We start from the raw sequence: 21,934 nt of genomic DNA, 5'->3' as shown, positions 1-21,934 counted from the left end.
ACTCCATCCGACCCGAATACATTAACCTTTCAGTTCCTTGATTCGTGCAATCACTTTATCCCGTTTGTCGGAATAATCCGCTTGCTTGGCGCGCTCTTCCTCGATGACCTTGGCAGGAGCCTTGGCAACAAAGCCTTCGTTCGCCAGCTTTTTCTCCACACGGAGTACTTCGCCCTCAAGGTTCTGCAACTCTTTCTCCAGACGAGCCACTTCCTGATCAATATCAATAAGGCCCGCCAGCGGCAAGTAAAGCTCAGCCCCAGTAATGACAGCAGTCATTGCTTTATCCGGTGAGCTCAGATCCAGGCCGCTGTCGAACTCGGACGTATTACAGAAACGTTTGATGTAATGGCTGTTGCGTTCAATGATGCTGGATGTCTCTTCGTTGTTCGCTTTCACCATCAATTCGATTTTCTTGCTCATAGGTACATTCACTTCTGCACGGATGTTTCGCACTGCACGGATGGTATCCATAAGCAGATTCATCTCAGCAACAGCTTCTGGGTTCTCCAATGCAGGATCATATACCGGCCAGGAAGCCAACGTGATCGTCTCGCCCTCATGCGGCAGATGCTGCCAGATTTCTTCCGAAATGTAAGGCATGAACGGATGAATCAGGCGCATGGTCTGATCCAGCACATAAGCAAGCACCGATTGTGTTTTCTTCTTGGCAACCGGATCTTCCCCATAGAAGGACAACTTCGCAAACTCGATATACCAGTCACACAGGTCATCCCAAATAAAGTTATACAGCAAACGGCCTGTTTCTCCAAATTCATATGCTTCGATTAGACGCGTAATATCACGAGAAGTTTCGTTCAGGCGGTGCAAAATCCAGTAATCCGCTGTTCCAAGATCTCCACTAATATCGCGATCTTCATAGGTGAACCCTTCCAGATTCATCAGGGCGAAGCGTGATGCATTCCAGATTTTGTTCGCAAAGTTACGAGCCTGTTCCACACGCTCCCAGCGGAAACGGAGATCCTGCCCCGGAGTGCTGCTGGTAGAGATCATGTAACGCATAGCATCCGCGCCATATTGCTCAATCACATCCAGCGGATCAACACCGTTGCCAAGCGATTTGGACATCTTGCGTCCGTCTGCATCACGAACAAGACCGTGCATCAGCACATCTTTGAACGGAACCTCTTCCGTGAACTCCAGAGCGGTAAAGATCATGCGCGCCACCCAGAAATAAATAATGTCATACCCTGTTACTAATACACTTGTCGGGTAATAACGTTTCAGATCTTCCGTGTCTTCCGGCCAGCCTAATGTAGAGAACGGCCATAATGCAGAGCTGAACCATGTATCCAGAACGTCTTCATCCTGTCTCAGCTTGCGCCCAGCGTATTCTGGCAGTGTTGTCGGATCTTCAGCAGATACAATAACTTCTCCGGTCTCCTCGTCATACCAGGCAGGAATACGATGACCCCACCACAATTGACGAGAGATACACCAGTCACGAACATTCTCGATCCAGTTCAGATACGTTTTCTCAAAACGATCCGGAACAAAACGAACCCCTTCACCGCTTTGTTGCTTCTCAATCGCTTTTTCCGCGAGCGGCTTCATCTCAACAAACCATTGTGTCGACAAATACGGCTCAACGACAGCTCCTGTCCGTTCGCTGTGTCCAACCTGATGCGTGTGATCCTCGATGTTGATCAATACGCCCTGTTCTTTCAGATCTGCAACGATTTGCTTGCGGCAGTCACTGCGATCCAGTCCCTGATATTTGCCTGCGTCGGCATTCATCGTACCGGTCTCATCCATCACCGTAATCTGTGGCAGATCATGACGGAGGCCCACTTCGAAGTCATTCGGATCATGAGCAGGCGTAATTTTCACGGCGCCACTTCCGAAATCTTTATCTACATACTCATCTGCAATAACCGGAATTTCGCGTCCGATGATAGGCAGCACAAGCACTTTGCCAATCATATCTGCGTAACGCTCATCCTTCGGATGAACAGCAACTGCCGTATCTCCCAGCATCGTTTCCGGGCGAGTTGTCGCTACTGTGACATAACCACTTCCGTCTTTGAGCGGATAACGCAGGTGGTACAAGTGACCCTGAACTTCTTTATATTCAACCTCGATGTCGGACAATGCAGTCCGGTTTACCGGGTCCCAGTTAATAATTCGTTTGCCTCGATAAATGAGGCCTTTTTCATACAGTTGAACAAACACTTTACGCACAGCCTGAGATAAACCTTCGTCCAGCGTAAAACGTTCACGCGTATAGTCGAGCGACAAGCCCATTTTGCCCCATTGCTGACGAATAGTTGTTGCATACTGGTCTTTCCAGTCCCATACTTTCTCCAGAAACTTTTCGCGTCCCAGATCATAACGAGTCAGACCTTCTTCACGCAATTTCTGCTCGACTTTGGTTTGGGTAGCAATCCCTGCATGGTCAGAACCCGGCAGCCACAGTGCATCATAGCCCTGCATCCGCTTGGTACGAATCAGAATATCCTGCAGTGTGAAATCGAGCGCATGCCCAATATGGAGCATTCCGGTTACGTTCGGGGGTGGGATTACAATCGTATAAGGTTCAGCATCTTTACGCTGGCCTGCCTTGAAATATCCATTTTCCATCCAAGTGGAATACCATTTTGTTCCGCAGCTTTCGGATCATACGTGGTCGGCATTTCTGTTGCAGCTGAATTTTTTTGTTCAGACATGTGTCATTCCTCCGTTACTTATTCATCATCGCCAAAAAACAAAAAAACCTTTCATCCATCAAAGGACGAAAGGTTAGCTTTCGCGGTACCACCTTTGTTTCACGCAGATAGAAAGACAGACTTCCCCTCCTATACTTACGTGACACTTCAAGCAGATAACGGCTGCGACCGGCCCATCCTACCTCAGGTATGAATGACTCATCCCTTGTATTCAAACAGGCAACTCCCGGGCGACTTCGATCAGTTGGTTCCTACGGAATTTCCCAGCGTTACAATCCCGCTCTCTGAAAGGTCATACTGTCTACTACTCCCGATCCACGTTGTTCTTCAAAAAACCTAAACACATCATACCCTGCCCGTGCCCGATAGTCAACCTGACAACAGCGGAAAAAGCGCGCTGCAATGCAGGTTGAGGGCAGATAAAGCAAAAACCCGCCATCCTCAAGGGATCACGGGTCGAAATGGACATTAACCTACCTGCAGTTAAGGGATATATAGAATCTGCCCTTCTTCCACAACCTGTTCGGATAATCGATTATACAACTGGAGCTCTCTGGTACTTAACTGATATCGGTCTGCAATCGTATCCAGTGTCTCTTCACGCTGTACAATGCATAATTTCACCTTACGAAACGGGGTCTGATCCACAAGGGTGCCGAGAAACAGGTTCTTCCACTCTACATCATCAGGCTGATATGCTTCTTCCTGCAGTTCTCCAGCGAGTGCCTCTTGCTCCCGTTCAGCTTCCGCCTCACGTGTCACTCTGCCAGAGGATAACAAGGAGGAGATGCCTACGCCCTCTGCCTGTTTTGGTGCAGACTCTCTCTTGCTGCCAAAAGCAACCTTGAGCTCCGGCTTGTCTTCCGTTTCAGCCACAGGTTCAGGGATAAAGGCTTCTTTTTCTTCAGCGGACTCATTGGTGTCCGATACTTCATGAGGTTTGTATTCTTCCGAAATTTCCGGTTCAGATGTTGCGAAGACATCCTGCCAGTTCTCCGACTGGGAATTTGCCGGGACATCTGCTACCGCCTGCTCCTCTTGTTTGGATTCAGATCGGGCAGATTCAAAATGCCAAACGTTCGGTGCTGCTGGTTCATCAGAAGGCTTTGAGACCAATTTGGAATCGGCCTGCTCCGAGTTCCTTGAGTTCGTATGTAAGGTCTCGACGGAAGGCTCGGACCAAACTGACGACTCTTCAGTCAGAGGAAGCAGAGGCTCAGATTCAGGGTAAGAAGCCAACCTGTCGGCTGTCTCCGCCAAAAAAGACGAAACTGGAGAAGGCGTTTCGGATACATTCGATTTCGCTTCATCCTCTTTGTTCCTCAAGGACAAGGACTCTTCGTTTTCAGCCGATATTGGGCTTGGCTGCGCGTAACCAGCCCCTTGCTGCCCGTTCTGAAACTGCTCAGGAGAAACTTGATATAGATGTGCCTGCTGCGACTCCTCTTCATTCCGTGCCGTCTCATCTCCAGCAGAAGGATCAACGAATCCCTGACTGCCATAGGCAGGCTCTGCTGTACTCGTAAGCCCTTCCTCTTCGCTCCGTTGAAGCAGGTATTCCTGAGCAAATACATTGGGATCGCTGCCTGTCTGCTCCAGTTGAGCTGAACGGTCACTCTGCTGAGGGTCAGGCGAATGTACAACGGTAAACTCATCTGCTGACCAGACCTGCGGCTCCTCCACCGGGAAGCCCTCAATGCCGCGAAGCGACAATACGCCTGTAATATTCAAACTTCGGTTGGATAACAAATCGACATCAAAATTTTCAATCTCAATGGAAATATCCTCAAGCGATCTTACCCGGTTCAGGGGTACCGTGATCTCCACCGGGATAAAATGTTTGAGTTCCTCCGAGATCTCGTTCTCTCCCCGATACGCACCCGTCAGCAAAAGATGGCCTCGCAATGTTGCATGATCATCCTGACCTATCACCTGAATGCGAGGATAAAGCTCAATTTCCTCCAGTTCCTCAATCGCAGGGACTCCCTCTGACAAATGAACGCGCTCATAAATATCGAACCGCAAACCATAAGGTTGATTCAACAAAGGTGGCGTCCTCCTTTCGGCATATGTTCACCATGATCCTTCTCATGGGACTGATCCATGGTCCAAATCCTTCGTTACCCCATCTATATGCCTTGAATGAGATGAGCATGCCACCTTTTGTGCAAACCTTTCCGTTTATTGGTCCTTGCCTTCACGTTGTGCCAGTTGTTCGAGATCCGCCGGCCAAGGGTCAACCACTTCAATTCGTACGCCGGTCAGCGGATGGGTAAAACTCAGTGTCTCACCATGAAGCGCCTGTCGGCCAATTGAATCCTTTCTGCCCCCATATAACTCATCCCCTATGAGGGGGTGTCCTGCATAACTTAAATGCACCCGAATCTGGTGTGTGCGTCCTGTATCCAGTGTCAGCCGTACAAGAGTAGCTCTATCCCATACCTCCACGATCTCCACATGGGTTACCGCTTCCTGCCCACCTTCCGAGACACGTCTGCGTTGCTTGTGGTGCCTGTCCTTCCCGATCGGAGCATCAATCGTATTCAACTCTGTGGATATCTGACCGCCTGCAATGGCGACATAATGGCGTCCAATGTCTTTACGCCGCATCGCTTCATCCAGTTTAACGAGAGCAAAGGCATTTTTGGCATATAAAACAGGTCCTGTCGTGTCCTCGTCCAGACGATGAACATGGCGTACATTCGCCTGAATATTATTCATTTCGTAGTAGGAGGCTACCGCATGATCCAGCGTAATCGCTTGATCCGCACGGCTCCCATCAGGATGCAGCTTCATTCCGGCAGGTTTGTGCACAACCAGGCAGAAATCATCCTCATACAAAACTTCAATATCCGCCCAACTCGGTTCAACGTCAATCGGCTGAGACGCAAAAAGGGCCAGCCGAAGCCGGTCCCCTGCCAGTTGTATGCCCTGGTTCGTCTTTAGCTGACGCAGCAATTTCTCCGGAAACTGAAGTTCAGACAGAAGCCATTGCTCTGCAGCAGCCTGTCTGTCTGGACTGCCTGTCACCACTTTGCCTGGCATCAGTTCAAGCCAGTCCCCACGGCGTTTCCAACTTTTAATCGTCATAATGATTGAAGAGCCTTACGGTTTGCCTCAATCGTATCGTCAATATCCTGCTCCGTATGCACGCCAGAGACAAACATGCCTTCGTATTGAGAAGGGGCAACACTTACACCTTGATCAATCATGGCCGCAAAGTAACGACGGAATTGATCCAGGTTGCTTTCTTTGGCAATATCATAATTCGTAACGGGAACAGCACTGAAAAATGGACAAACCATTGAACCAACACGGTTAATCGTAATCGGGATGCCCGTCTCTGCTGCATTCTTTTCAAACCCAGCCTGCAAGCGTGCAGACAGCGTCTCCAAACGGTCATAGACCTCTGGCGTCAGCAATTTGAGCGTGGTATAACCTGCTGCCATAGCCAGCGGATTGCCGCTCAATGTACCTGCCTGATAGATCGGTCCGGTTGGAGCAATTTGTTCCATCAGATCGCGTCTGCCGCCATAAGCGCCAACCGGAAGTCCGCCACCGATGACTTTACCCAAGCAGGTCAGGTCAGGTGTAACGCCGTATCTCCCCTGCGCACAGTTCAGTCCCACACGGAAACCGGTCATGACTTCGTCAAAAATGAGCAGACTGCCGTACTGAGACGTCAAACTGCGCAGGCCTTCAAGGAAGCCCGAAACAGGAGGCACAACGCCCATATTACCTGCAACAGGTTCCACAATGACGGCTGCCAGTTCTTCACCGTAACGTTCAAAAGCAAGCTTCACCGACTCCAGGTCATTGTATGGAACCGTAATCGTATTGATAGCCACACCTTCAGGAACACCCGGGCTGTCAGGCAGACCCAGTGTTGCTACGCCAGATCCTGCTTTGATCAGCAAGCTGTCGGCATGCCCGTGATAGGAGCCTTCAAACTTCAAAATTTTACTGCGTCCTGTTACCCCACGTGCCAGACGAATCGCACTCATTGTTGCTTCCGTACCGGAATTCACCATCCGCACAATATCGATCGAAGGCACTCGTTCACAGACGAGTTTTGCCATCTCTGTCTCCAGCAGCGTTGGCGCACCAAAGCTGGTTCCTTTAAGTGCTGTCTCACGCAAAGCTTCTACAACATCAGGATGTGCATGTCCCATAATGAGCGGACCCCAGGATCCCACATAATCAATAAAAACATTGCCATCAATATCATAGATTTTGGAGCCTTCTCCGCGCTCTGCATAGATCGGGGTAAGCCCAACCGATTTGAACGCCCGAACCGGGCTGTTTACACCCCCAGGTATGTACTGTTTGGCTTCTTCAAATGCGCTGCGCGAGCGCTCATCATTACGACGAGTTCCTTGTTGTGCAGTCATGAACATCCTCCTTAGTGATGAGGCCCCTCCAAACTTATTGGATGAGGCCTTTTATATTTTTTGATAAATCATAATAAGTTTTGTTCATCCTAGCTGTTATTGAAGCAAGCTAATTACTTCTTATTTCTCTGACAACCAGCGTGAAGCGTCTTTTCCGTAGTACGTAATAATCATATCTGCACCCGCACGTTTCATACTCAGCAGAATTTCCATCGCCACTTTCTTCTCATCAATCCAGCCTTGAATCGCGGCTGCCTTCACCATGGCATACTCTCCACTTACGTTGTAAGCAACCAGTGGAAGATCGAATTGGTCCTTGATCGTACGTATGACATCCAGATAGGAAAGCGAAGGCTTCACCATCAGCATGTCCGCTCCTTCAAGCACATCCGTTTCGGCTTCACGCAATGCTTCACGGGCGTTCGCCGGGTCCATCTGATACGACTTGCGATCTCCGAATTGCGGCGTAGAATCCGCAGCTTCGCGGAATGGACCGTAAAATGCCGACGCATATTTCACCGAGTAGGACATAATCGGAATGTGACTGAACCCATTCTCATCGAGTCCGGCACGGATCGCTTGAACGAAACCGTCCATCATGTTGGAAGGAGCAATAATGTCCGCGCCTGCCTTGGCCTGGGATACTGCCGTTTTCACGAGCAGATCCAGCGATTCGTCGTTGAGAACATCTCCGCATATGTGACCGTCCACTTCTACGGTATGCACCATGCCGCAATGACCATGATCCGTGAATTCACACAGACAGGTATCAGCAACAACCAGCAGCTCAGGATACCAGGATTTAATCAGCTTCGTCGCTTCCTGCACAATCCCATCTTCCGCGAATCCAGACGAACCGACACTGTCTTTGGTTTCGGGAATACCGAATAACAGCACAGCCGGAATACCCAACTCGGCAATCTCCTTCACTTCTTCCTGCAGACGATCCAGCGAGAAGCGGAATACGCCCGGCATGGATTTGATCTCGGATTTTACATTTTCACCATAAGTCACATAGATCGGTTGGATAAAGTCATCCACAGTCAAATGGGTCTCTCTCACCATATTTCGAATACCTGTGGATTGACGTAAACGGCGATGCCGTACAATTGGAAAACTCATATGTGTGAAACCTCCCTAAATAGTTATATAGTGCAAAAAGCGAAGCGCGCCGGTATCGTAATGATTCAGCACGCTTCATCTATCGATTGCGTTCAATTTATATGTTCAACGGGGAAAGGCAGCTGCCGTAGCAGGCTTTCGTTCCCACTCACACAAGACAGAGATGAGGCTCTCAATCGTTGCTTCTTCAGCCATCATGGTGACCTTCAAGCCTGCTGCTTCTGCCGTGTTCGCTGTAACAGGCCCGATACAAGCAACCTCTACGTTTTTCAATAAAGGCAAGGGATCCTGTAATCCCATCCGTTTTAGAATGTTCAGGAAATTAGTAACGGTGGATGAGCTCGTGAAAGTCATCGCATGAATGCCGCCCTCTTCGAGCAGCTTCAGCAGTTCATCGTCATCCTCGCCAGCCAGGATGGTGTCATAGATAATGGCCTCGGTGACCAAAAGCCCTCGCTCCCTCAACTGTTCCGGCAACCAGGTGCGAGCAAGATCTCCGTGCGGAAGCAGCACCTTCTGGCCTTCCTTCAGCTCACTTTCGAAAGCCTCCAGCATGCCTTCGGCCTGAAAAGGTCCTGGGATGACCTCGGCAACGATGCCGTACTTACGCAATGCCTCCCCAGTGGAAGGTCCTACCGCAGCAATTCTCGCTTGATGGAGCGCACGGACATCCTTCCCCTGCTGCTCCAAATGACGGAAGAAGAAATCCACCCCGTTCACACTCGTGAAAAATACCCAGTCAAACGTATTTAACGCACCAAAAGCCTGTCTGACACTTTCCTGTGCCGACTCCGTTGATGGCATTACGGTCTCGATCACCGGAAATTCATAAGGTTCACCGCCAAGCTCCTCAATCCGGTTCACTAATTCACTAGCCTGACTGCGTGCCCGCGTTACCAGAATGCGTTTGCCAAACAGCGGCAGTGCTTCCGCCCATTTCAACTGCTCACGCTGGTTCACCACCTCACCTACAACAATGACAGCGGGCGGTTGGAAGTTTGCAGCAATGACTTTTGCTTCGATATCTTCTAGCGTGCCTGTTATCGTTTCCTGCTCTGCTCTTGTGCCCCAGCGAACCAATGCCACCGGTGTTTGTGCCGGGCGTCCATGGCGAATCAACTGTTCACTGATATATCCAATTTTGGAGACACCCATCATAAATATAAGTGTGCCTGTTGCATTCGTCACTTTATCCCAATGGATGCTGCGATCAAGCTTGTCCGGACTCTCATGCCCCGTAATGATGGAAATGGAGGAAGCATAGTCGCGGTGGGTCACAGGTATTCCGGCGTAAGCAGGTACACTTATGGCTGAGGTTACACCAGGTACAATTTCAAAAGGAACGCCATTTTTGCGTAGCAAGTCAGCCTCTTCGCCTACGCGTCCAAATATCGTCGGGTCTCCCCCTTTAAGTCGGACCACAACCTTACCTTCCAATGCAAGATCAACCAATAGCTGGTTGATTTCTTCCTGCTTCATCGTATGTCGATCCGGGCGTTTACCCACATATATCTTAACCGCGCCGGGCTTCATTTGTTTGAGTAGTCTTGGACTGGCCAATCGATCATACACTACTGCATCCGCTCTACCGATTGATTCCCAGCCCTTTACTGTAATCAGCTTGGCGTCCCCTGGACCTGCACCAACCAAAAAGACCTTTCCCACCATGTCTCTTCATCCCCTAACTTCTGCCAGTATCTGCTCTGCTCCCCGTTCAATCAATCTCCAAGCCACTTCTTCACCAAGACGAACCGGATCTTTGCCCGTCAAGGCTTCTTTAAGAATCAGCCCGCCATCCGGCGTTCCGACCATACCTGTTAATTGTAACGCGTTTTGTCCATTCGCGGAATCTGCATCTTGCTGTGGCACCCATACGGCATGAGCTCCAATCGGAACCTGACAGCCCCCATTCAATACACTAAGGAAGCGACGTTCAGCCAACACAGGAAATGCCGTTTCTGGGTCGTTGTACAACTGCAACAGATGAAGCAGTTCCGCATCTTCCTCACGGCACTCAATGCCGAGCGCACCCTGACCCACTGCAGGAAGACAAGCTTCCTCTGACAGATATTCCGTAATTCGATCCTGCCAGCCCATTCGATACAAACCTGCGGCAGCCAAAATAATGGCGTCCAGCCCTTCGGTCTCCAGCTTGCGCAGACGGGAATCAATATTACCACGAAGTGATTCAAGCTGCAGATCCGGACGGTATGCTTTCAATTGACTGGAGCGACGCAGACTGCTCGTCCCCACTCTTGCACCTTCCGGCAATTGATCCAAGGTAAGTCCACCATTCGAAATTAGTGCGTCACGGGGATCTGCCCGGCGAGGAACAGCTCCGTTCGTTAACCCTTCGGGCAACTCAGAAGGCATATCCTTCATGCTATGAACAGCCATATCTATCGTGCGATCCAGCATCGCCTGTTCAATCTCTTTGACAAACAGACCTTTGCCTCCAACTTTGGACAGGGTTACATCGAGAATCAAATCCCCTTTTGTAACGATTTTATGTACTTCAAAGTCAAACGCTAGTCCTTCTCGCTCACAAATATCACGTAAATCTTGAATTACATGGCCTGTCTGGGTCAAAGCAAGTGCGCTTTGTCTGCTTCCCACTTTTATTGTCCGCATGTCTACACGTCCTCCTGATTATGGGAAATCCAGTCCCCAATTTGTTCTTCTGTCCACCACTCAAACTGACCTGTACGGATATCTACCAGCACATTCATCTCGGTTAAACGACGGAGTAATTTCCCCTGACTTCTGGAGAAGATACACGTGCCTTTACTTCCATCCTCATCTGATACAAAAATTCAATATACGTCTCGTACTCATCTCCGAATTGCTGTTCCAATGTGTCACGAATTTCTGCTGCGGCCACAGGCCCAGCTCCAGCAGTCGATATCGCAATGCTCAGCCTTCCACGCCTGACCACACTTGGTGTAATAAAGGTGCTTCGTTCAGAAGATATGGCGTCATTCACCAGTATACCCGCATCCTCGGCTTCTTGGACAACCGCTGTATTCACTTCACTATGGTCCGTTGCTGCATATACGAGAAAGGCCCCCGCAAATCTCCATTGCGGTAGGACCGGGCCAGCCATTGAATTCGGGAATCAAGATGCAATTGTTGTAACGTTGGCGTAACTTCCGGACTAATCACCTTGATTTGCGCTTGCGCATGAAGCAGACCTTTTATTTTACGTTCAGCAACACGTCCGCCCCCAACCACGCAGCAAGACTTCCCTGATATATCTACAAATATGGGGGTGTAGCGTTCCATCTCCTTCACTCTCCCGTCCAACGATGAAACGCTGAATACGCATTGGATAAAAAACTGATAATGACAAAACCGTATCCGATGAGCGTCCATCTCGCCATAATGACTGTGGAGAACTGTTTCCTTCTCTTAAAGACGAAGTATCCCACATAAATCGCCATGGCAAGCCCTGTGGCAATAACCTTGAGATCCAAGAGCAGGCTCCAGCGCGTTTCGGCTACAATAGACAATACCGCGAGCATGATTGAAACACCAAGGAGAGGTGTGCCAATCAGTGTAGCACCATCCATATATTTGCTGATCACTTCCAGACTCGGCAGACGACGTACGGTATCATTCCACTTTTTATTCTTGAGCTTGCGGTGCAAAAACAGATATAACATGGCAAATACAGCACCAACCGTCAGAGCTGCGAAACCAAGATTCGCCAAGGTAATATGCATAATAAGCAATCCATGCACGGTCTGCCAATTATGCAGAGATATCTCGCCTGCTGTAAACCACAAACGGTTCAACACCGTAACCGAGAAACCAACCACGTTCAGCAACAAAATAACAAATTCAGAACGCTGGATACGGGTCATTACCAGGGACATCAGCACGATACTGAATGAAAATATAAACAAAAAATCAAACGTGGTGTAGATTGGAAAATGCCCTTCGGTTAACATGCGTAAAATGACATGGAGCACCTGAAGCGCCCATACAACAACAAGAAACCCTGTGCCTGTCCGCTTCGCCCCCGCATTGCGTCGAATGCAGTCCGAGAAATAGAACAGTAGGCTCAGGGCATACATATAGATTAAAGCTTCATAGATTTGTTCAGCTAGGGTCAAGCTGCCCACCCGCCTTATACGCCTGCCGGAGCATAAGCCGGCACGTGGTCTTGCCGGGAATCATTAAGATGAACGGCATCCGGTTTGCGCAGAGCCGTGGCGTCGCTCTGGTTTACTTTCTCAGCGGCCACCTCTACTGCATCCTCCAGAGCAAAGATCTGAGTAAACATGCGCAGTGCTTCATCACCGTGCTTGGTACCAGCCATTTCCTTAATCCGGTTGATCGGATCTGTCGTCATTTGATTCACGATACTTTTCGTCAAACGACGGATAACTTTACGCTGATGTTCATCCAGTTCAGGCAATTTATTGAACAGGCTATCCATCGTTTCTTCATGAATGGAAGCGCCTTTTTCCTGCAATGCCCGAATTACAGGCCGAACGCCCAATGTTTTGAGCCATTGATAATAGTCTTCCATCTCAAGTTCAATCATTTTCTCGATCTTCGCAGCTTCCACCTTACGCATCTCCAGGTTACTCTCCACGATTCCTTCCAAATCATCAATATCATAAAGGAATACATTGGATAACTCGCCGATCGCCGGATCAATATCCCGCGGAACAGCAATATCAATCAGGAACAGAGGGCGTGATTGACGACGCTTCATGCTCTCTCGAACAACGGTGGCGTCCAGTACATATCTTTCTGCACCCGTCGAGCTGATAACAATATCCACCTCGTTCAGTCGCTCTAATGCCTGCTCCATCGTACAAGGGATCCCCGAAACTTCGCGGCCAATTCCTCAGCTCGCGCAAGTGTTCGATTCGCTACAATGACTTCAGAGGCTCCGTTAGTATAAAGATGTTTTACTGTAAGTTCACTCATTTTGCCGGCACCCAGAATCAGCACCTTCTTATCCGTGAACATGCCAAAGATACGCTTGCCCAGTTCAACAGCAGCATAACTTACTGATACCGCGCTCTCTCCGATCGAAGTCTCCGAATGCGCGCGTTTCCCTAGTGTAACAGCCTGTTTGAACAGCATGTTAAACCAGGTCCCCGTAGCTTTCTCTTCCTGAGCTTTGAAAAAAGCCTGTTTCACTTGTCCAAGAATCTGAGTCTCGCCAATAACCATAGAGTCCAGCCCACAAATGACACGGAACAAATGGCGCATGGCTTGATCATCTTCATATATATATAAGTGTTGCGTAAATTCTTCCCGCGGAACATTAAACCACTGTTCCATGAACGTCCGAATAAAATAACCACACATGTGAAGACGGTCTACCACAACATACAACTCGGTACGGTTACATGTGGCTACGATTACACCTTCCAATACACTCTTGGTCAGCTTGAGCTGCTGCAGCGCTTCAGACAAGTCCTTTTCTGCAAATGTGAATCGTTCCCTAACCTCTACAGGCGCCGTGCGATAATTCAAACCAACGACAACGATGTGCATTGCAAGTTCACCTGCCTAATAAATTTCCAATCAAAGTGTTTTCTACATATGTTCATCCATTTATGATTGACATGGTTAATTATATCACACATCCATACAATGGCCGGGCCATTTTTATGAAATGTTTATGAAATCCACATGTAAATCATCTTATGCATTGTCATTTATTGTAGTGTCTCACCAATCTTCGCCCTTATGCGTTAAATACTTGTTTTAATAATAAAGATTCATGAAAACCCCATATAAAAAAATAGCCATGGAAGATTCCATGACTATTTGGGTTTAAGATGATTCTGGGTTCATCCCGATATGTGAACATTATTCATGCTGTCGTAATTAAATCATGTATAGCAGATCATTTGGTTTCATTTCTGGTGTCTCAACATGCAATTCGCCCAATCCACGTACCAGTTTTTTTGCGTACGTTTTTTCCGGTTTTAATACGGATACCAGGTAATCAATGGCCAGTTGTGGGTCTACGGTCTCCCCGCAAGTGTAACAATCAATCGCTGCAAACCCTCTCTCAGGATACGTATGAATCGAGAGATGACTCTCAGACAGTAGTACAAGCACTGTCGCTCCTTGTGGTTCAAACTGCTTGGATTGTACGGACATTACTGTCGCGCCACATGCCTCCGCTGCTTCAACCAGTTGAGCTTGCAAATACTCCGCACTGTTCAATAGATCAAAGTCTACACCCCAAACATCAACAGCAACGTGTCTTCCGAAAGTTGAATATTCCATCCTTCGGCGCCCCCTTCCTAGGAATAAAATGTTTGAAAATTTCATCCGCTAGGACCTACGTCATTCACTTCCCGAGGGAAAAATCTCGCAACATATAATGTCCTGAGTGAATCCTGGTTCCTATATTCTTTTCAACGAGATTAAAAATAACATCTAATCAAAAGGAATGCAACCCCTTTTAAGAAGAACAAAAAATAAAAAAATTCAGTGTCCGTTAGACTCTCAAATTCAAAAAAATCCCCTTTCGCTGCCGCCTGGAATGTGCCAGATCAGAGCATAAGGGGACGGTTATTTAAATACTTGTATCATTCACACCTTCAGGTCAATAGGCCTCAAGCTCAAACAGCCGTTTCTGGTGAAGAGCAAGCTTTTCATCAATCTGCCGGAGTTGTTCAGAAGTAGACGCATCTTTTCTTGTATCGAGTAACGAATCAACCTCGGCGTATACCCGGTTTATCTCGCGTTCAATATCCCGAGCCTGGAACACACGCTGCAATTCAAGAATCGTATTTTTGTATTCGTAGATGACACGGATATTTTCACCGGTCTGCTCCACAATTTTACGGACAACGCCCTGAGTATAAACATACGTCATGGTGAACTCTTTATAAATTCGATGAACAACGCCGTCACCCTTAAAGGTCATAAAGAGCTTCCGAACTACGTTCGTCAGATGATGATTCACCAGGCGGCAAGATAACTCACAGATGTAAAACCCTTCCCTACGGTCAAAAGGGAAATGAACTTCTTCTCCACTCACATCTACGAGCACAATTTCCTGGCAGCCATTCTCCATCACCTTCACACGTTGATGAAGCCGGCCATCTTCTGTCATGCGCAAAAACTGATGCATCTGGGGTTCTGACAATTTCAAAGTGGCTTTAACATACTCTGTGGCTAATCGCTGAGCCATAAAAATCTCCTCAATTCTTTCCCGATTGTTTTGTCTTCCTGCACATGTGGCAGTGATCTCAAAATTCTTCAGGTCGGCAAGGCCGCTACTTTAGTACTGTTGGCACAAATGCACCTATACTCATTATACACTACCGTATTGCTATTTCACCCCAGAATAAAACGATGAATTTCCACGAAAACCCAGCAAAATATGGATTATTCCTTGATCTCCTCAAAGATACACCCAAGTTGCTCACTTTCCTGCATACACATGGCGTAATCCCCGGTTATCCGTTAATTTCGTGGTCTTCTTGACTCTCAGCCTCAGGCTCTTCTTCCGCTACAGCTTGACCGATTCCAGCATAGCGGGTGATGATCTCCCATAATTCTTCCTTACCTAAACCTTCTTCCGATGAAAACGGTACGAACAGATCCCCAGGACGGAGATCCAAAGCTTCTTTGATGACTTTGATATGTTTGGCTCTACGCGTTTTTGGAATCTTGTCCATCTTCGTCGCTACTACAACGAGAGGCAAGCCATGATGGCGAAGCCAGTCATTCATCATCATGTCATCCTTGGAAGGTTCATGTCTCATATCCACCATTTGCATAACCAGTTTCAATTCTTTCCGTTCCAGCAAATACTTCTCCATCATTTTGCCCCAGGCAAATCGCTGCTGCTTCGACACTTTGGCATAACCGTAGCCAGGGAAATCCACAAAATAGAGATCCTGATTGATCTTATAATAGTTCAGTTGCTGTGTCTTACCAGGGGTGGAACTCGTCCGAGCCAAATTTTTGCGATTAATCAAACGGTTGATCAAAGATGATTTCCCTACATTGGATCGTCCCGCCAATGCAATCTCGGGCAGGCCATCCTCGGGGTATTGTTCAGGCCGAACGGCACTGATAATAAATTCAGATTGATTTACTTTCATAATGTATCTGTCCTCTCTTGAACTCCTGTGCTCTTACTTATGGCTGCTGTTCGTATTATGCCATGGATTGTTCTATCATACCAAAAAAACCGTTCCAACGGACGCCAAAGCTTCCGCAGAACGGTTTACTCTTCATACGATCCCTCGTTTAACGGGTTACAGGTGTATTCCTGCCTGTTCCACAAGCGCATGTTGCAGCACTTGATCCATATGGGCTACAGGAACAAATTCCACATCTTCCTTGATGCTATCCGGAATATCCCGCAGGTCCCGTTCGTTATCCTTGGGCAATAATATTTTTTTGTAACCGGCGCGGTGGGCCGCCAGTGATTTTTCCTTAAGTCCTCCAATTGGCAACACACGGCCACGCAGCGTTATTTCACCAGTCATGGCAACGTCTTTGGAGACATGCTTGTTCGTCAAAGCAGAGATCAACGCAGTCGCCATTGTAATCCCGGCAGATGGTCCATCCTTCGGAATGGCTCCTTCCGGAACGTGAATATGGATATCGTTCTTCTCGTGGAAGTCAGACGGGATGCCGAGCTGTGCAGCTTTGGACCGGGTATAGCTGAATGCTGCCTGAGCGGATTCTTTCATGACATCGCCCAGTTTACCTGTCAGCGTCAGTTTACCTGTTCCAGGTACGACCGTCACTTCAATGACAAGCGTATCCCCACCCACTTCAGTCCAAGCGAGACCTGTCACCGTACCGATCTGATCTTCCAGTTCGGCCATGCCATAGCGGAACTTGCCAGGGCCAAGGTAGTCTTTGACTTCATCCGATGCGATATTAATTTGGCCTTCTACACCGGATACGATGTTTTTAGCCGCTTTCCTGCACAAAGACGCCATCTGCTGTTCTAGATTCCGCACACCGGATTCCCGTGTATATTCACGAATGACACGCAGCAAGCTGTCATCCCCAATATTCAACTGATCTTCTTCCAGACCGTGATCCTGCTTCTGCTTCGGCAGCAAATAGTTTTTGGCAATTTGCAGCTTCTCCAGTTCAGTATATCCTGGAATATTGAGCATTTCCATCCGATCCAGAAGCGGACGTGGGATGTTATGCACTGTGTTGGCCGTTGTAATGAACATAACGTTAGATAAGTCAAACGGCAATTCTACAAAGTGGTCACTGAACGTGTTATTCTGTTCGGGATCAAGTACCTCAAGCAACGCTGCGGAAGGGTCTCCGCGGAAGTCCGAAGCCATTTTATCGATCTCGTCCAGCAGGAAAACTGGATTGAGTGAACCCGCCGTTTTCATGCCCTGAATGATACGCCCTGGCATTGCTCCAACATAGGTACGACGATGTCCGCGAATTTCCGCTTCATCTCGCACACCACCCAGCGATATTCTGACAAACTCGCGTCCGAGTGATCTGGCAATGGAGCGGGCAAGCGACGTTTTGCCGACCCCTGGAGGTCCAACAAGACAAAGGATTGGCCCTTTAAGCTTTTTCACCAGCTTCTGAACAGCCAGATATTCCAGCACACGCTCTTTCGGTTTTTCCAAACCGTAATGATCTGCGTTTAGCACATCTTCAGCCTTTTGAATATCCAGATCGTCCGCTGTCATCTGTGTCCAAGGCAGCCCCAGCAACCAATCGACATAGTTGCGGATAACCCCGCCTTCGGCAGAACTAGATGGCATCTTCTCCAGTCGATCAATTTCTTTCTCAACCTTTTCCTTCACCTTGTCCGGCAAGCTTAGAGCCTCCATCTGATCTCGGAGCTCCTCAACCTCGCCGGCACGGCCCTCTTTCTCACCCAGCTCTTTCTGAATCGCCTTCATCTGCTCACGAAGGTAGTATTCCTTCTGGGTTTTCTCCATCTGTTTCTTCACACGCTGACTGATTTTGCGTTCAAGCTCCAGTACTTCCCGCTCATTGTTCAGGATGTCCAGCAGCTTCTCCAGCCGTTCACGAACGTCGATGGTTTCCAAAATCTCCTGTTTGTCCTTGATTTTCAAGGACAGGTGACTTGTAATAACATCGGCCAATCGACCTGGTTCTTCGATATCAGACACAGCTGCAAGTGTCTCGGGTGTAACCTTTTTGGACAGATTAATATAATTTTCGAACTGGTTCAGAACCGTACGCATCAGCGCATCCGTTTCTGGATGACTGTTCTCCTCTTCAGGAAGCTCTTGTGCCAGCACTTCGTAATATTCCTCGTTATCCGTATATTCAATGATTTCAGCCCGTTCCAAGCCTTCCACAAGTACACGAATCGTCCCGTTTGGAAGCTTCAGCATCTGTCTGACCTTGGCAACCGTTCCGATTCTGAAAATATCCTCTTGTGTTGGTTCTTCAATATTTACCTCGGCTTGGGAACATAGGAGAATCAAATGTTCTTCTACCATCGCTTTTTCTAAAGCCTTGACCGATTTCTCCCGGCCCACATCGAGATGCAGTACCATACTCGGGTAGACGAGAAGTCCTCTTAAAGGCAGTAAAGGAAAACGACGACCTTTCGCTTTGCTCGGTCCCATCGCTTTCGCACCTCCAATGGCTCTCAGGTTGTAGTCATTCATTATTCTATCAAATGTTCACATAAAAAACCAATGAAGGGAAGCGCCTAACAGCTTCCCGAATCTGTAACCTGTCCTGGACGGGGCAAGTCGACACGTAAATATGAAGCGGATGCAGGTGGAAAAATCTCCGGTGCAGGTGTCGCTGACTCCTCCGCAAGGTTTAATTGTTTTGTTTGCTCTTCATTAGGTACCCAGTCAAATACTTCACGGAACACGTCTTCAACGGTATCGACCGGAACAACGCGTAAGCCATCCAGATTTTCAAAGATGGACTGCCAGTTCTCGGCGGGAATAATGACCGTCTTTGCACCCGCCTGGAATGCAGCTTCCACTTTGGCAAGTACACCGCCGATTGGTTTTACCCGTCCATGGATACTGATCTCGCCAGTCATCGCTGTCTCGTGATCAATCGGACGCCCCTGGATGGCTGATGTAATGGCTGTGGCCATGGCAATCCCGGCAGATGGACCATCAATTGGCGTTCCACCTGGGAAGTTGACGTGTAAATCATAGTCGTTAGGACGAATGCCCATGGCCTTTAATACGGTTAACACATTTTCAACCGATCCTTTAGCCATACTTTTTCGCCGGAGTGTGCGCGAACCGCCTCCAATCTCTTCTTCATCCACAACTCCCGTGATGTTAATCCGTCCCTGATCTCGAAGAGCCGGAACAGCGGATACTTCAATCTCCAAAATGGTGCCCATATTGGGTCCATATACGGCCAAGCCATTCACAAAACCAATCTGTGGCTGCAAAGGCACCTTGCGATCTGGCCGGGGCTGAATCTGGCTGCTGCCAGCAACCCATTCCACATCCGACGCCTGCAGCGTTTCACGTTTTTCGGTCAAGGCCAGCCCAGCAGCGAGCTGAATAATGTTAACCGCCTCGCGTCCATTGGTTGCATATCGCTTGACTACATCAACGGCTTCTGGACATGGACTGAACCCGATTTTCTGAACAGCATCTTCCGCAATTCGCCCAATCTCTTCAGGAAGCAATGGACGGAAATAGACCTCCATGCACCGCGAGCGCAAGGCTGGAGGCAGTTCATGGGGCGAACGAGTCGTCGCTCCGACAAGACGAAAATCGGCTGGCAGACCATTTTGAAAAATATCGTGGATATAAGCAGGAGTATGCGTGTCTTCCGAGTTATAGTACGCACTTTCCAAAAAGACCTTGCGGTCCTCCAAGACTTTCAGCAGTTTATTCATCTGAATGGAATGCAGTTCACCGATCTCATCAATAAACAGCATTCCCCATGTGCCTTCGTAACGGCACCCGGTTTCGGTTGTGGAATACCTGCTACGCCCATCGCTCCCGCTCCCTGATAGATCGGATCATGCACTGAACCAATCAAAGGGTCAGCAATACCCCGTTCATCGAAACGCGCCGTCGTGGCGTCAAGTTCCGTGAATTTGGCATCTGCCTTAAAGGGCGATGACGGATTCTTTTTGGCTTCCTCCAAAACCACCCTTGCAGCGGCTGTTTTCCCCACCCCTGGTGGTCCATATATAATGACATGCTGGGGATTAGCACTGCATAACGCGGCTTTAAGAGCGCGAAGTCCGTCTTTTTGCCCTACAATGTCATTGATGGTTGCTGGACGCGTCTTCTCTGCCAGAGGCTTGGTGAGTGAAATGGAGCGCAGCTTCCGCAGCTTCTCCAGTTCCTTGCGGGATTCACGCTCCACCGCACTGCGATTCGTTTTCTGGCCACGAAGCAAATTCCAGAAATACAAACCGATCACCACACCAAAAAATAACTGGATCATCATTATGACCATACCAAATTCCATGTCTCAACATCCTCCTGTTCTATCCCTATTCTCATATGAGATCATGCTAATACTTGGTAGTATAGCCTTTTCACCGAGACGTAAACGGGTGATCTGGAAATTGTATGTTGAAGAACAAAAAACAGCCCGTCATTGATGACGGGCTGTTACAGAAGTGATATGAATCAATCAGTGCGAGCGACCAGGAATAACTCCTGTGGTTTCATAGGCTTCCACGATGATGTCGATCTCTTTTTCAATTCCTCAACCATGATTTCTTCCGGCACTTTACGGATCATTTTACCATGACGGAATAACAAACCTTCCCCGCGTGCACCGGCAATACCGATATCCGCTTCCTTCGCTTCACCCGGACCGTTAACCGCACAACCCAGCACCGATACTTTAATCGGCACCTTGAGTTTGGAAATATACTCTTCCACCTCATTAGCAATGGAGAAGAGATCGATATCCAAACGTCCACAGGTTGGACAGGAAATCAGCGTAGCTGCATTGGAGATCAGACCAAAGGTTTTGAGCAGGTCACGAGCAACCTTAATTTCTTCAACCGGATCCGCACTAAGCGATATCCGCATCGTCGAACCAATGCCCATAGATAACAAGGCACCCATACCCGCAGAACTTTTGATTGTACCCGAGAACAATGTGCCCGCCTCGGTAATCCCCAGGTGTAAAGGATACTGAATGATTTGAGCCGCTTTGGTATAAGCTTCAATCGCCATCGGTACATCCGAAGCTTTGAGAGACACGATAATATCGTGGAAATCCAATTCCTCAAGAATACCAATGTGATAAAGTGCACTTTCTACCATAGCATCAGCTGTTGGATAACCATATTTTTCAAGCAAATGATTTTCCAGAGAACCTGCGTTTACCCCGATCCGAATCGGAATACCCTTCTCTTTACAAGCTTTGACGACTTCCTCAACTTTGGAACGTTTACCGATATTACCGGGATTAATCCGCACTTTATCGATGCCGTTCTCAATCGCAAGAAGAGCCAGTTTATAATTAAAATGGATATCCGCTACGAGCGGAATATGGATCCGTTTCTTGATTTCCTTGATGGCTGCGGCAGCTTCCTCATTGTTCACCGTTACACGCACCACTTGACAGCCTGCTTCTTCCAAACGCAAAATCTCTGCAACGGTTGCCTCTACGTCTGCCGTTTTCGTTGTACACATGCTCTGAATGATGACATCGTTGCTGCCACCAATCGTTAAGTTCCCCACTTTTACGGGACGTGTATCTTGTCTTAAAAACATGAGTGATTTCTCTCCCCACAACGTCAAAGCTCCACCCTGA

11 protein-coding genes, 5 pseudogenes and 1 other annotated feature are annotated in these 21,934 nt (G+C 48.3%); all 16 genes and pseudogenes read right to left on the bottom strand.

Annotated features, from left to right (window positions below; translation table 11 throughout):
• Window positions 1-21: 21 nt before the first annotated feature.
• The 16 genes and pseudogenes from ACTWJ7_RS09495 to ispG all read right to left on the bottom strand — a co-directional run bounded on the left by ACTWJ7_RS09495 (window position 22) and on the right by ispG (window position 21,894).
• Window positions 22-2,687 (bottom strand): annotated as a pseudogene (locus ACTWJ7_RS09495) (valine--tRNA ligase).
• Window positions 2,688-2,745: 58 nt separating this feature from the next.
• Window positions 2,746-3,014 (bottom strand) — a binding site (T-box leader).
• A gap of 156 nt (window positions 3,015-3,170) precedes the next feature.
• Window positions 3,171-4,733, bottom strand: coding sequence for a LysM peptidoglycan-binding domain-containing protein (locus ACTWJ7_RS09490; RefSeq protein ID WP_301881446.1), 1,563 nt, complete (start codon window positions 4,731-4,733; stop codon window positions 3,171-3,173).
• 135 nt (window positions 4,734-4,868) lie between these two features.
• Entirely contained in the window at window positions 4,869-5,777 is a 909-nt protein-coding gene (locus tag ACTWJ7_RS09485; protein ID WP_301881444.1) for an RluA family pseudouridine synthase, read from the bottom strand.
• The gene (gene hemL / locus ACTWJ7_RS09480) at window positions 5,774-7,078 is read right to left on the bottom strand and encodes a glutamate-1-semialdehyde 2,1-aminomutase (RefSeq protein WP_301881442.1); all 1,305 of its coding nucleotides are present in this window, start codon (window positions 7,076-7,078) and stop codon (window positions 5,774-5,776) included. The genes ACTWJ7_RS09485 and hemL overlap by 4 nt, the downstream gene beginning before the upstream one ends.
• Window positions 7,079-7,198: 120 nt before the next feature.
• On the bottom strand, window positions 7,199-8,200 hold the full coding sequence (gene hemB, locus ACTWJ7_RS09475) for a porphobilinogen synthase (protein ID WP_301881441.1): 1,002 nt from the start codon (window positions 8,198-8,200) through the stop codon (window positions 7,199-7,201).
• Between the two features lie 105 nt (window positions 8,201-8,305).
• Window positions 8,306-9,868 carry a uroporphyrinogen-III C-methyltransferase gene (cobA, locus tag ACTWJ7_RS09470; protein WP_301881440.1) on the bottom strand — a complete coding sequence of 521 codons (1,563 nt, stop codon included), beginning with the start codon at window positions 9,866-9,868 and terminating at the stop codon, window positions 8,306-8,308.
• A 6-nt stretch (window positions 9,869-9,874) separates the two neighbouring features.
• Entirely contained in the window at window positions 9,875-10,831 is a 957-nt protein-coding gene (hemC, locus tag ACTWJ7_RS09465) for a hydroxymethylbilane synthase (RefSeq protein ID WP_301881439.1), read from the bottom strand.
• 103 nt (window positions 10,832-10,934) lie between these two features.
• A pseudogene (locus ACTWJ7_RS09460) lies at window positions 10,935-11,482 on the bottom strand (precorrin-2 dehydrogenase/sirohydrochlorin ferrochelatase family protein).
• A gap of 5 nt (window positions 11,483-11,487) precedes the next feature.
• Window positions 11,488-12,315 carry a cytochrome c biogenesis protein CcsA gene (gene ccsA, locus ACTWJ7_RS09455; RefSeq protein ID WP_024633984.1) on the bottom strand — a complete coding sequence of 276 codons (828 nt, stop codon included), beginning with the start codon at window positions 12,313-12,315 and terminating at the stop codon, window positions 11,488-11,490.
• Window positions 12,316-12,329: 14 nt separating this feature from the next.
• A pseudogene (gene hemA / locus ACTWJ7_RS09450) lies at window positions 12,330-13,717 on the bottom strand (glutamyl-tRNA reductase).
• A 336-nt stretch (window positions 13,718-14,053) separates the two neighbouring features.
• Window positions 14,054-14,461, bottom strand: coding sequence for an adenosylmethionine decarboxylase (gene speD, locus ACTWJ7_RS09445; RefSeq protein ID WP_301881436.1), 408 nt, complete (start codon window positions 14,459-14,461; stop codon window positions 14,054-14,056).
• A 322-nt stretch (window positions 14,462-14,783) separates the two neighbouring features.
• Window positions 14,784-15,374, bottom strand: coding sequence for a non-ribosomal peptide synthetase module (locus ACTWJ7_RS09440; protein ID WP_301881434.1), 591 nt, complete (start codon window positions 15,372-15,374; stop codon window positions 14,784-14,786).
• Window positions 15,375-15,642: 268 nt separating this feature from the next.
• Entirely contained in the window at window positions 15,643-16,293 is a 651-nt protein-coding gene (yihA, locus tag ACTWJ7_RS09435) for a ribosome biogenesis GTP-binding protein YihA/YsxC (protein WP_285078342.1), read from the bottom strand.
• Between the two features lie 156 nt (window positions 16,294-16,449).
• Window positions 16,450-18,789 carry an endopeptidase La gene (gene lon, locus ACTWJ7_RS09430; RefSeq protein WP_301881430.1) on the bottom strand — a complete coding sequence of 780 codons (2,340 nt, stop codon included), beginning with the start codon at window positions 18,787-18,789 and terminating at the stop codon, window positions 16,450-16,452.
• Between the two features lie 86 nt (window positions 18,790-18,875).
• Window positions 18,876-20,629: pseudogene (lonB, locus tag ACTWJ7_RS09425) on the bottom strand (ATP-dependent protease LonB).
• 168 nt (window positions 20,630-20,797) lie between these two features.
• Window positions 20,798-21,894 (bottom strand): annotated as a pseudogene (gene ispG, locus ACTWJ7_RS09420) (flavodoxin-dependent (E)-4-hydroxy-3-methylbut-2-enyl-diphosphate synthase).
• Window positions 21,895-21,934 lie beyond the last annotated feature (40 nt).

The organism is Paenibacillus sp. 1A_MP2 (genome assembly GCF_052244825.1).
Lineage (GTDB): Bacteria > Bacillota > Bacilli > Paenibacillales > Paenibacillaceae > Paenibacillus > Paenibacillus vandeheii.
The sequence above is the reverse complement of the archived record's forward strand: the minus strand, read 5'-3'. Positions and strand labels throughout refer to the sequence as shown.